The organism is Arcicella sp. BE140 (assembly GCF_031456255.1).
GTDB lineage: Bacteria > Bacteroidota > Bacteroidia > Cytophagales > Spirosomataceae > Arcicella > Arcicella aquatica.
In genome coordinates this window covers 593,362-607,314 of sequence record NZ_JAVDUE010000002.1, presented here as the reverse complement: position 1 = coordinate 607,314, position 13,953 = coordinate 593,362, and the positions used below count along the sequence as shown (strand labels likewise).

Annotated in this window: 7 protein-coding genes; all 7 read right to left on the bottom strand. The window is 35.9% G+C overall.

The window, feature by feature from the left end; all coding sequences use genetic code 11:
- Positions 1-23: 23 nt before the first annotated feature.
- The 7 genes from J2Y60_RS05775 to J2Y60_RS05745 all read right to left on the bottom strand — a co-directional run bounded on the left by J2Y60_RS05775 (position 24) and on the right by J2Y60_RS05745 (position 13,592).
- The gene (locus J2Y60_RS05775) at positions 24-3,272 is read right to left on the bottom strand and encodes a VCBS repeat-containing protein (RefSeq protein WP_309914618.1); all 3,249 of its coding nucleotides are present in this window, start codon (positions 3,270-3,272) and stop codon (positions 24-26) included.
- A gap of 82 nt (positions 3,273-3,354) precedes the next feature.
- Complete coding sequence (locus J2Y60_RS05770) at positions 3,355-4,494, bottom strand: DUF4249 domain-containing protein (protein WP_309914616.1); 1,140 nt, start codon at positions 4,492-4,494, stop codon at positions 3,355-3,357.
- A 186-nt stretch (positions 4,495-4,680) separates the two neighbouring features.
- Positions 4,681-5,820: a DUF4249 domain-containing protein gene (locus J2Y60_RS05765; RefSeq protein ID WP_309914613.1), complete on the bottom strand. Its 1,140-nt coding sequence runs from the start codon at positions 5,818-5,820 to the stop codon at positions 4,681-4,683.
- Positions 5,817-8,216 carry a TonB-dependent receptor gene (locus J2Y60_RS05760; protein ID WP_309914611.1) on the bottom strand — a complete coding sequence of 800 codons (2,400 nt, stop codon included), beginning with the start codon at positions 8,214-8,216 and terminating at the stop codon, positions 5,817-5,819. The genes J2Y60_RS05765 and J2Y60_RS05760 overlap by 4 nt, the downstream gene beginning before the upstream one ends.
- A 48-nt stretch (positions 8,217-8,264) precedes the next feature.
- Entirely contained in the window at positions 8,265-8,846 is a 582-nt protein-coding gene (locus J2Y60_RS05755) for a hypothetical protein (RefSeq protein ID WP_309914609.1), read from the bottom strand.
- Positions 8,847-8,936: 90 nt separating this feature from the next.
- Entirely contained in the window at positions 8,937-10,472 is a 1,536-nt protein-coding gene (locus tag J2Y60_RS05750; RefSeq protein ID WP_309914607.1) for a RagB/SusD family nutrient uptake outer membrane protein, read from the bottom strand.
- An 84-nt stretch (positions 10,473-10,556) separates the two neighbouring features.
- Positions 10,557-13,592, bottom strand: a complete 3,036-nt coding sequence (locus J2Y60_RS05745) for a SusC/RagA family TonB-linked outer membrane protein (protein WP_309914604.1) — start codon at positions 13,590-13,592, stop codon at positions 10,557-10,559.
- Positions 13,593-13,953: the final 361 nt, after the last annotated feature.

Below are 13,953 nucleotides of genomic sequence, written 5' to 3'. Positions count from 1 at the left end.
TCTCATTGCTCATAGCTGACAGCTTAAAGCTTAAATACTCTCAACTTATCGTTGTTTACGCCAACAAACAGAAATTTATCTACAGCTTTGGTTTCTCTAACATCGCCTCGTAAGTACAAACCTGATTTTGTAACGGGCAGGTTTGTAAAGCTAAAATTGCCTTTGTTCAACAAAACTACGCCATAATTGGCATCTACCTTACCAATTCTCAATCTAAATTTACTGTTATTTCCTGCCAACAATAAATCTTTCTTTCCATCATGGTCAATATCTTCTATCGAAATAGCGTATACGGGTGCATATTGTGCTTGAAGCGGTAATTCATGAGCGACAAACGTACCTTTATTGTTTTCAAGGACGATGGTTTTTAAATTAGCTATTTCCTTCTTATTAGCTTTTGCTAACTGATTAGCATCAAAGAAATCCTCCATTTTAGCTTCCGAGAAAACCTGATAATTAGGAAACTTTTTCTTCAATGCAGGAATCTGCTCCGCCATTTCATCTCTTGAACAAGCTGGATACGGTTGCCCTTGAATATAATAATTCAAGAAGAAATCCATCGTTCCATTCTGGTCAAAATCATCATATATTAAAAAGGCTGGTTCCGCTTGCGATGCCCTTATTTGAGTATTTGTTCCAAGATTCCCCAACACCAAATCTTCATCACCATCGTTGTCTAAATCTGCCTTTTCAATCCTGTAATTCCAACCCGATGGTACGCCTAGGCTTGTCTGGGTAAAACGAAAGTTCTTGTTATTCTTTAATAAAACTGGCGACATCCACTCTCCTACTACAATAATTTCGTCAAAACCATCTTTGTCAGTGTCTATCATCGTAGCATCTGTCACCAATCCTAAAATGCCTAAAGGTACTTTTGTAAAATGCGCCTTTCCATCGTTTTTCAATAAGAAACTTTCTTCCTCTGTTGGAAATCTATTGGGTTTGATATGCCCACCTACAAATAAATCGACGTCGCCATCTTTATCAAAATCAGCGGCTTTTACACATGAGCTATTGGCTTGATCTTCAAAAGAGATACTCTTCTGAAAATTACCTTTCCCATCATTTATCCACAGCTCGTCGTTTTGTTCTTCATACTGAGCATTCCCATAATTGCCATTAGTAATGTATAAATCTGGAAATTTATCTCCGTTAAAATCTGCGATTACAGCATCCTGATTAAACTTTGGGGCAAGATTCGGCAATTCTTTTTTAGTAAAACTACCATTAGCATTTTGTAAGAAAAACGCCCCAACCTGTATCTTTGTCCCACAGATAAATACATCCTTTTTACCATCTGCATTCACATCTCCAACTGCCATTCTTGGTCCAGAATATGAATAATGCGTAGGCAACATTACCTGTCTATCAAAATTATTAATTGGATTTATCTCTGGAAAAAATACTGTCGATTCAGTCGCAGTGAATAAAACATTTTCTGTTGTTGATACTGGACTAGATGCCGTTACAGCATTTTTCTCCTCTACTACCAATGTTTGATTTACTACAGGATTTGTAATTTTCTGTGATTTGCCATTACTCCACACAATGGTTACTTCTAAAGGCTTTGTTGTTTCGGCTATGCCAAAAAGCAAATCCGTTATCACACTCGACTGAAAACCATGTGTCGCCGTAACTTCTTGAACCTGTACATTTTCTCCTGAACGAATGCTTACTTTAGCACCAATACCAAAAGTATTTAATGCATCCCCTTTTAAGTGAATTTTCAAGAATTTAGCATTAGTATTTTCTTCAATGCTTTTGTTGTTGTAGATATGGGCTGTTTCATTCAGGTTATTCGTGATGATTTCTAAATCACCATCGTTATCCAAATCTGCATAAATTGCTCCGCTTGCTACTGTAGGCGTATCAAATCCCCAGTTTTTTTGCTCATTAGAAAAAGTCAGGTCATGGTTATTCTTGAAAATATAGTTCTTCGTTTGGCTCGTGGGCATCTGTTTTAAATGCTCTAGCATAGGTTTTTTAATCCCATTTTCTTCTTGCTCGCTAAAGTATTTAATAAAATCGGCATTGGTATAGTCTTTCCCCAGCCCATTGCTCACGAAAATATCTTTGTAGCCGTCTAAATCAAAATCTGCTAAAAGCGTCCCCCAACTCCAATCGGTATTCGATATACCTGCTAATTGTCCAATTTCAGCAAATGCCCCATTGCCCAAATTCATTTGCAACATATTACGCATATTCTCATGCCAAAAGCCATTTCTCAACTGTGCATCGTAGGTATTCCAACTATCCGACCATAATAATAATTTTTGGCGAGCATTGTCTTCTGGCAACATATCCAACGTAAAAATATCTGGCAATTCATCATTGTTTACATCGGCAATATCTACCCCCATCGCAGAATAGGCCGTATGCTCAATTCTATTACGCAATTCGTCTTTAAAAGTGCCATCTTTCTGATTGATGTATAAGTAATCATCTTCTACATAATCGTTGGTCACATAAATATCTGGATAACCATCTTGATTCACATCCGCAACAGACACCCCTAAGCCAAATCCTAAAGGGTTGCCCTTGATACCTGTTTGGATAGAAACATCTGTAAAACTGGGTGCTTCCCCTAGTTTAGTATCATTTCTGAACAGTTTATCTCCTGCGTTTTCATCTCGTGCATTGCGCATTACAGCGGCCTCTTTGCGTTGATACCCACCTAAATTATGATTGATAAGAAAACAATCTAAATCACCATCCAAGTCATAGTCCAAAAAAGTAGCTTGCGTTGAATAGCCTGAATCGGCTAACCCATATTCCTCCGCTTTTTCCGTAAAAGTAAGGTTATGGTTATTAATAAAAAGTTGATTTTTGCGTAAGCTAGTCTCTCTAAGTCCAGAGTAGCACACGTAAATATCTAGCCAACCATCGGCATTAATATCAACAATACTCACCCCTGTTTTCCAACCTCCCTTTCTTCCCATTACGCCAGCTTTGCTGGTAATATCTTCAAAACTTAGCTTATTATCTTTGGTAGTGTTGAGGTATAATTTATTGTCAACCTGATTGCCCGTAAAATACAAATCCGTTAATCCATCATTATTAAAATCTCCAGCAGCCACCCCACCACCATTATAAAAATATTCGTAATTCAAGATATTTTCCTTCTCAGATTCTTGAACATTATTAGCGAATTGTATGCCAATTTCTTCAGCATTTACTTGTTCAAAAAGTGTTTTATCTTTTTTACAAGCACTAAAAAATAGTAGACACAAACACCCTATCGTAAAGGAATATATATTCTTTTTTTTGTTCATATAAAATGTCAAGTATTTGTTTATCAGCACTGTTCTTTTCAACAGAACTGATTGCTAATGACTTAAAGCAATAGCTACTTAGTTATTCTTTAAAAGCCTCTGGCTCAGTCTTGGTTCTGTATTTTCCTTCTACACAATAGGCTTTAGGACCACTGATAGCACCTGGTGGAGGAGGCAACACCCTTCCTTGATAAACAACCAATACAGGCGAGTAATTTAAAGTGCCTATTTGTCTATCCACATAAACAATCTTTTCTTGTGAGCCAAACACCTGAAAAGCACCAAGGATTTTCTCATTAGGGTCGCTCAAGGAGACCATATTTGGACTAAATTGTGTTTCGGCAGGTACGTCAAAAAGCGTTCCAGAACCTTGGGTAACATCTTTGATACTCCTAAAATACCGAAACATCTTTTCAGAAATGGCTCGCTGTTCTATTTTCAGATAATAGATACTTTTATTGTTGTATGGCACACGTGCAATTGGATAATTGGTTACCTGCTGTCCATTCATCAATTTATCCGACAATATATTATACGTTTCATTGAACGAAATATCAAAACAGGTTTCATTACATCCATAATTTATCAACTCTGGAAAAGTTTGCCCTTGTGGAAAATTCTGTTCTATACTACATTTCTTAAGAGAATAGTCATAACCACGTTCGCAACTGGCACAAAAGACGGTACGTTCATAATGCGTCCATTTCCACTGATAATAATTATCAGCTTCGGGCGAATCCTTGAAATCAAGCGTTACATCAAATCCTACACTGCGGGCATCCGTTAATGGGTAATTATCTTTTACGCTAAATTGATACTTAACGGTATCAATGGCTGGTGCAGCTTTTAATATTTCAGGACTAGATTCATATTTTTTCCCATTGGACAAATTAATGTGTAAAGTATAAGCATTGCCCACAATGCCATGATAAGTAGCCGAAGTTACATAAATACCATTATCCGTTTCCGTGAGATTTTCTCTTCCTCCTTTATCATCTGTGATAAACACTTGTGCACTTTTTACAGGTACATTATCCACATTAATCGTAATGCTTGGCGACGAAAAAGAAAGTACTACCTTATGTGGACCTTTTTGGTTCGACAGCGTAGCCTCTACCGTTAGAAAAGCCGCACTATCTATCTGTTCAAAGTCTCGTATTTCAGTAATACAAGACCAAAAACCCACTGAAAATAGTAAAAAATATATGATAAAACGCTTCATAACTATCATTTAAATTTGAAATTATAAGCTATAAGAAACCAAAGGACTTGTAAAAACGCGAACAATTGGCACCCTATTCCAAAGAGACATATTGTCTTTTTTCAACCTGCTACTGACTCAAAACCCATTGCTAAAAACTGATAACTCAAAGCTCATAGCTCGAATCTCATGGCTCAAGGCTCAAACCTACTCTTTAAAACCTTCAGGTTCAGTCTTAGTTCTGTATTTACTTTCTATGCAATAAGCTTTTGGACTACTACCACCTGATGGTATTGGTAACTCTCTTCCCCGATAAACAACCCGTACAGGTGAATAATCTGTTCTTTGTCTGTTTACATAGATAATCTTTTCCTGTGAACCAAACACCTGAAACGCACCAAGGATTTTCTCATTAGGGTCGCTCAAGGAGACCATATTCGGACTAAATTGCGTTTCGGCTGGTACGTCAAAAAGCGTTCCAGAACCTTGGGTAACATCTTTGATACTCCTAAAATATCGAAACATCTTTTCAGAAATGGTTCGTTGTTCTATCTTCAAATAATAGATACTCATACTACTATAGGGTATCCGCATAATAGGATAATTAACTACTTGCTGCCCATTCATCAATTTATCCGACAATATATTATACGTTTCGTTAAACGAAATATCAAAGCAAGGCTCCAAACAACCATAATTTATTAATTCTGGAAAAGTCTGTCCGTATGGATAATTTGGCTCTATGCTACATTTTTTTAGTGAATAGTCGTAACCACGTTCACAACTAGCACAAAAGACAGTACGTTCATAATGCGTCCACTTCCATTGATAATAATCTGAGGTTTCGGGCGAGTCCTTGAAATCAAGCGTTACATCAAAGCCTACACTGCGAGCATCCGTTAATGGGTAATTATTATTTACATTAAATTGAGCCTTAATGCTATCAATAGTTGGTGCAGCTTTTAATATTTCAGGACTAGATTCATATTTTTTTCCATTAGGTAAATCAATGTGTAAAGTATAAGCATTGCCAATAATACCACGATAAGTAGCCGAAGTTACATAAATGCCTTTATCCATTTCCGTGAGATTTTCTCGTCCTCCTTTATCGTCTGTGATAAACACTTGTGCATTTTTAACTGGGACATTCTCAACATTGATTGTGATACTGGGCGATGAAAAAGAAAGTATTACTTTATGTGGTCCTTTTTGGTTCGAAAGCGTAGCTTCTACTGACAGGAAAGCGGCACTATCTATTTGTTCAAAGTCTCGAACTTCGGTAATACAAGACCAAAAGCCCACTGAGAACAGTAAAAAATAGAGCATAAGACGCTTTACAATTTTCATTTAAATTTGAAATTATAAGCTAATGAAACCAAAGGACTCGCAAAAACACTTAGCTGATATACCTTTGTTCCGTCTTTACCATTGGTAAAAAATACAGAATAAGGGTTCGAACGTCCGTAAATATTATATACTGTAAAAATCCAACTTCCCTCCCACCGTTTCTCTTTCATACTTGGGTTGGTAATCGTCCAAGAAAAATCTAGGCGATGATAATCAGGAATTCTATCATTATTTCTACTCAAATACAAAGGCAACTGTTGACCGTCGAGCGTATAAGTACCTGCTGGTGACGAAAACGGTCGGCCAGTATTATAGGCAAAAATAAACGAGAAACTATTGTGTTTATCAGGCGTGGCATTAAACACTATATTAACCGTATGGGGCTTATCATAATTGGCAGGATACCAATTACCTCCATTAATTCGCTGTTCTGGATATTGCCCCGTAGTTTGTATAAACGACCTCGCATAAGTATAACTAATCCACCCTGTTACCTCTCCTTTCTTTTTAGTAATCATCAATTCCGCACCATACGAACGCCCTTTACCTTTTAGTAGTTGTGTTTCCAAGGTTTGGTTCAACTGCAAATTCGCACCCGAAACATAATCTACTACATTGTTAATGTTACGAAAATAAGTTTCTAAAGATGCTTCCCAAACATTATCATTCCATGTTTTGAAGTATCCAATAGAAGCAAAATCGCTTATTTGTGGTAATACGTTTTCGTCAGAAATTTTCCAGCGAGAAGTGGGTAAAGGAGTGGTATTATTAGAAATCAAATGCAAAAACTGTTGCATTCTGTTATATCCAAACTTAAGGCTAGTAGTAGGGTTAAATACATACAGCATCGTTAATCTTGGTTCAAAACCTCCGTAGCTTTTGGCAACACCATTTTTTAGTTCTGTCGAAATCAGCGACACGGTAGATTTTGGTTCACCTTCCAGATACTTCCTTACTTCAATAGGCCCTATATTTAAAAATTGGGTATAACGCAAGCCATACTGAATAGTTAATTTGTCATTTAATTTGTATTCATCATCGGCATAAATGGCCAATTCTAATGCTTGTTCTTTTTCTAATTCAACTTTTGAGATTTTCGATACAATGTCTCTATTCAAGCTCCCCGGACTTAAATCATATCTAACAGCACTAAAGCCAACATTAGCTTTGTGTTTTTCATTAAAGGCGTAATCGAGGTTGGCTTTGAAGTTTTGGTACTGGATACTGTTCTTTAAATCAATTCGGTTAACTGAATCAGGCGACTCGGTGGTTGTTTTATATTTACTAAAAGCAGCTATCAGTTCAAAACTTGCTTTAGGACTGATGTAATGATTCCATTTCAAAGATGCATTCTGATGTCCATATCTAAATTCTGATTCTTTGGCAATTACGTTTTCTAAGCTAAATAACGAATCAACTCTATAATAATCATGACTTAGGTAAGTCATCAACGAGATGGTATTGTTTTTATTAGGCTTATAAAAAACCTTAGTAGCTATATCATAAAAATTGGCTCTGGTATTTTTGATGTTATCAGGGGCAAAGGCTTTGAACCAAAAATCATTATAAGATACCCGCCCTACTGCTAAAATAGATAGTTTGTTTTTTACGATTGGCACATCCAGCAATAATCTATTAGAGATTGGTCCTATTCCGCCTTCAATTTTAAATTTATCTAGGCTTGGGTCAAGCATTTTAATATCCAACACTGAGGCTGTTCTCCCCCCAAAACGAGCAGGTACTCCGCCTTTATATAGTTCTAATTCCCGAATACCGTCTGAAGCAAAAATTGAAAACAATCCAAAAAGATGCGTTGGATTGAAAATGGGCGTATCGTCAATAAAAATCAAATTTTGGTCAACAGCTCCACCACGCACGTTCAAGCCATTGGCCCCTTCCCCTACCGACGACACCCCCGGCAAGGTTTGAAGGCTACGCAGAATATCTACTTCGCCCATCATAGCTGGAATCTTCTTGATACCTTTCATGCTGAGTAAAGAAACCCCCAACGAAGGTGTAAGAATATTTTTTCGGGTAGCAATACTAGATACGATAACTTCTTCTAATTGCTTAGTAACATCTTGAAGCTGTATATCAACTACTGTATTTTTATTAAGCTTAACATATAGTCTAAAAGGTTTATAGCCCAGATATGACACTTTCAACACATATTCGTCCTCAGGAATGCGAAGGAAATAATTACCCAGTGAGTCTGTTAAAATACCTGATTTCTTAAAATCTATCGAAATAATAGCCCCCACCAAAGGTTTACCTGTTAGGGCATCAGTTACATTTCCTTTTAATGAATATGCTTTTCTTTGTTGTGCTAGTAGCGTACATGAGAAAAGTATAAATATCAACAAAACAATAAACTTATTAGGCTTTGCTAAAATCATGTCTAAAACAATATTTAATATGCTTGACGATGAAAGGTTATAATCATTTTAGTAGTTACTGTAGAATGCTTTTTTCTCATCAATTTCTAAGAAATCAATTTTTGGGTTTTTACAAACTATCAATCCTTGAACATCATAAGTAGGGTGGTCAATATCAATTTTAGGATACTTCTTTGCTTTACCCTCAATTTTAATCACTATTTTTTCTTTTGTAAGTACTTTGAAAGTAATGGTTCCTTCTGACATCAAATAGCCTTCACCAAGTTTATTTATTTTATCCTTTATTCTACCAAACATCACGTTAGAGTAACTACTGGCTAATTTTATAGGTATTTTAATGGGTCTGCCTTTATACCAGTCTATCCCACTAAAATGTACCATGGTATTTCCTTCAAATTGATCAAAGAAATTGATTGTAAAAGAGCGTTCTACAATTTCTAAATGTCCGGTAAAAATACTCTCTGCATTATAGAAATTTGCTCCATTTAATTTAAAGATAAACTTAGATTGATTATTCTTTAATGATTGATAAATTTCGTCTTCTCTTTTATCAGCAGAACAAGCCATTAAAAAAAAGCAAGGAATGAATACTATAAATACTTTAGATAATAAATAAACACGTTTAATCATTCTATTTTAAAAATTTATTGACAGATGAGATTAATAAAAAAATGCTCGTATGTACGAGCATTTTTTTTATAGCATTAATATTCAAATCTTCTAGTAACCAAAGTTTTGCTTCAAGTTTGGATTGATTTCCAATTCTCTTTGAGGAATAGGGAAAACAACACGGTAGTCAGGTGACGTAGCTGTACGGTTATCAACTGGTGCTAAGAATTTACCAAAACGAATCTGGTCATTTCTTCTCCAACCTTCCCAGTACATTTCACGTCCACGTTCTGCTAATAAAGAAGCTTCAGTTAAAGTAGTTAATGGGTCAACTCCACGAGTAGTTCTCAAGCTATTAACGATTGTTAAAGCTCCCGAAGTATTTCCACCTCTAAATAAAGCTTCTGCTTTCATCAATAAAACGTCAGCATAACGGAAGAAAACGTAGTCATTTGCAGGAGAATCAATATCTGTGATATCTGGTGTATATTTAATTACACGGATACCTTGTCTCTCATTAGCATTTTTAAGGTCAACTTCAGGCGTGAAAACCAATGGTTTACCTTCTCTATCCAACAATGTTACTCCATTCAATCCATATTGCTGTCCAATCAAGAACCCAGCACGAACACCGCCTTTGTCAGTTAAGCCTGGAATCGCTGCTCCTACACGACTATCTTTTTTATCAAAACTGTTATAGAAATCAGCTAAAGTAGTAAAACCATTCCATCCACTAGGAATAGTACTATAGTGTGATGTCATATAATAACGGTTTCTTACAGATGAGTTATTTGTAAGACTCGCTCCTTTTTCGTTTTGGATTACAAAAATTAGCTCTTTTGACTTAGTACTATTGTCTGGATGAAAGTTATCAAAATAATTAGCCGCTAAAGTATATTTACCTGAATTAATGATAGCATCAGCATTAGTTACTACTGCATCCATATCTGCTTTAGCAAAAGTGAACGGACCAGCTGGCTTAGTTGGGTCTTGTGCAAATACTGCATTGTTCAAATATAATTTTGCCAAAAGGAAAGAAGCAGCTTCTTTAGTAGCAGTACCTGCATTAGTAGCAGTTGCGCTTGGTAAGTCACCCATAATTGATTGAACTTCTGCAATTATTTGTGCAGTAGCATCTTTACGGCTTAACCCTTTTGGTAAATCACCTGGCTTTGCTAAGTCTCTGAAAGCAACCTGACCAAATAAATCTACTGTATAAAACATGTAAAATGCACGCAAAAACTTAGCTTCAGCAACTTGAGCCTTTGTAGATTTAGCATTACCAATAACTTCATTTGCTAGGGCATGACCTCTATTCAAGTTATTCCAAGCGTTCAATACATCATCACTTTGGTTTGTCCAAGTATGTGTATGAAGGTTTCTCCATCTACCGTTATCATCCCAGTCCGCACCTCTGGTTGGGCCTTGCATCTCATCACTTGGATGCTCTGTTAATGCGTAGATAGCAGCTTGGTCAGTAAAAGTACCTAAACTATTATAAGCAGCTTTTAATGTCAAATCTGGTTGAACAGATGAAGCATCAGACACACGGTCAAGAACCACGTCATCTAAATTACTACATCCCATAGTTCCGCCCATTAATGCAATGACTAATGAAGGGATTAATATTTTTCTTATATTTTTCATTTTGATATTTCAGATTTTTTCAACTAAGTACTATTCAAACAATTTAATTAAACTATTTTGTTATGAATTGGCACTAAAATATTTCTAAAAATTAGCACTAAGACCAATAGTAAATGCTCTTGCTTTTGGATATGAAATATAATCAATACCTAAAGATGGAACACTGTTTCTAGCAGCGGCTGGGTTACTAATTTCTGGGTCTAATCCTGTATAGTTAGAAATCAACAATAGGTTCTGACCAGTCAATGAAATATTAAGCGATTTAGCATAGCTATTAGCTGGTAATTTCACTGTGTAACCTATTGACAAGTTAGATAAACGAATAAAATCAGATTTTTCTAAGAAGAACGTAGAAGGCACTGGAGCATCTCCATAAGCTTGACCAGTAGTACTTGAAATTGTCTGATATGTTACGTTATTTCCTTGTTTCAATGAAGCTCTGTTCAATACTGCGTTGGCAGTGTTGTTGTAAATATATCCACCCGACTGACCGTTGATGAAGATACTTGCATTCCAAGCACCATAAGTAAAGTTGTTAGTTAAACCCCAAGTCATAGTAGGGAATGGACTTCCTTTGTATGTTTTCTCAGCACCTAAAATAGTATTACCATTAGCATCATATCCTTTGAAATCCTGTAAGAAGAAACCATATAATGGATATCCTTGAGTAATTGGTTGAATATAAGCACCTGATAAACCTTGACCATACAAGTTACCTGTTTGGATAGTAGCAACGTCTAATCTAGCAACGTTGTTTTTCAAGAAAGTACTGTTAACCATTACTTCCCAATCTAATTTCTTACCTGATAAAATTTGGTAATTCAAGCTAAATTCAACCCCTGTGTTTCTGATATCGGCAGGGATATTGCTCCATCTCGTTGTTGCTACGTCTGGCTGAGGTGCAGCAAAAGGGAACAACAAGTTGTTTGTACTTTTGTTGAAATAATCAACTGTACCTGATAATTTACCTTTTAATAATGCGAAGTCAAGACCTACACCATAAGCAGTAGTAGTTTCCCATTTGATATCTGGGTTCGGAACGTTTTCTTTAGCTAAACCTCCAGAACCTGAGTTAGGTGCATAAGTAGCCAATGAAGTATTTGATGGGAACTCTTGGTTACCAGTGATACCATAACCTGTTCTTAATTTCAAATCAGAGAAAATCTCTTTCGGAACAAAAGATTCGTTAGATAAACGCCAAGCAGCACCAAAAGATGGGAAATAACCATATTTGTTATTGATACCAAATTTAGATGAACCATCCACACGAAGCGTAGCTGTTAACAAATATTTGTCGTTGTATGAATAATTCGCACGACCGAAATAAGACTGTAAATCACTTTGACCTTTTCCTGAACCACCAGAGAACGCTTTATTAGTACCACTGTTATCAACAAAGTTGATATTGTTTGTTAAATCAAACCCTTGTGGCGCTACAAAATAAAGTGCTTGAACATAATTGCTTTGGTTTTCGAATTTCTGATATGAGAAACCAGCAATCGCATCGATTTTTGATTTACCTACTACTGTTTTGTAATTCAAAGTATGTTCGATAGTAGTAGTAGTGATATAACGGTTAGCAATTCTAGCATAACCTTGGTTACCAGCAATACTGTTTGCAAAACCAATAGCACCTGGCTGAACAGCTGTTCTACTTACTGCATCTGAATTATCTAAACCAAAGTTAGCTTTGTAAGATAAATCTTTAGTAATATTCCATAATGCACTGAAGTTCATCAAAGTTCTTCCTGTATTAGCACCAATGCTGATTTGATTTAATAAAGCAACTGGGTTACGGAAAGCAGGCGTACCATTTGTAAAGAATGAACCATCAGTGTTATAGATAGGATACGTAGGGTTTGTTTGAATCGCTCTACTGATTACGTTACCTTCAAAACCGATGTCACCACCAATCGCAGCACTTTTATCTTTGATTCTTGAAGTAGTCATTGCTACTGCTAAAACTACTTTGTTATCAAACAATTTGTGCGTAGCATTGATACGAGCCGTAAGCTTGTTCATTGCTGTACCTTTTACTGTTCCTTGTTGGTCGTTATAACCTAAAGAGAAGAAATAGTTAGTATTATCGTTTCCACCACCATAACTCAAGTTATAGTTTTGTGTAATAGCTGTACGATATACTTCTTTCTGCCAGTCTGTAGTAGCACCACCATTAATCAATTTACTTGAAACATCTAAGCCAGCAGCTGTAGCATTTTTCAAGAAATCAGTTGGTGACATTACGTCATAATTCTTGTAATTAGATGAAATTGAAGTATTTGCCGAGAAGTTTAAATTACTTTGTCCAGACTTTCCTTTTTTAGTTGTAATCAATACAACACCGTTTGCACCTCTAGAACCATAAATAGCTGCCGCAGAAGCATCTTTCAATACTGAGATATTTTCAATATCGTTAGGGTTAATAAAGTTCAATGGGTTTTTAGCGGCTGCATTACCGAAACCAGCACTACCGTCAGCACCATCTGTTGTACTTGAACCATCCAAAGGAATACCATCTACAACATATAATGGACCATTACCAGAACGGATTGAAGTGGTACCACGAATACGGATATTAATACCAGTACCTGGCTCACCACTGTTTGGTGTCATTTGAACACCCGCCGCACGACCTTGTAATAATTGTTCTGGAGAAGCGATAACACCTTTGTTGAAATCTTTAGAAGTTAAAGCTACAACACCACCAGTTGCATCCTTTTTAGTAGTTGTACCATAACCTACTACCACTACTTCGTCTAAAGCTTTAGTTTCAGAAACTAATTTTACGTTCACTTCAGTTTGGCTTCCTACTGCAATTTCTTGCTTTGCGAAACCCACAAAAGTAAATACCAATGTTGCATTGCTAGGCACAGAAATCTTATAAGCTCCGTTAACATCTGTTTGAGTACCTCTACTTGTACCTTTTACTGCAACTGATACACCTGGCAATCCTGAACCGTCTCCTGATTCTGTTACTTTACCAGTTATAGTTCTATCCTGAGCATTTACGCCCATAGATACAAACATAGCGACAGCCATCATGACTACTTTAACTAGCGAGTTTGATGCTGCACCTTGTCGCACAAAGCGACAGAACCATCTGTAAAAATGATTATTCATAAGGTTTTGTTAAGATTTTAAAATGGTTAATGAAATCCAGAGAAACTTTACAAAGTTTTATGACGAACGAAAGGAATGCTACCGAGTTAATAAAGTTTCAAAAAGAATGGATGTAAAATATGAAACTTTGGTATTTTCGCAATAAAAAATGTAAAATTGCTCTAATAAATCACTGCAAAGTAGAGGAAAAAGTTTCTATAATTCAATTTTTTTAGGAAAAAATTTAATTACCTCTTTTTTTATTTTTATAATAAAATTGTACTTATACCTATTTAAAAAACTTAACCAATATCACTGTTCTTGACAAAATTGTTCAAATAAAGTGCTTAAAGGCTCTTTTGTTAAAAAATGTTAAATTTTC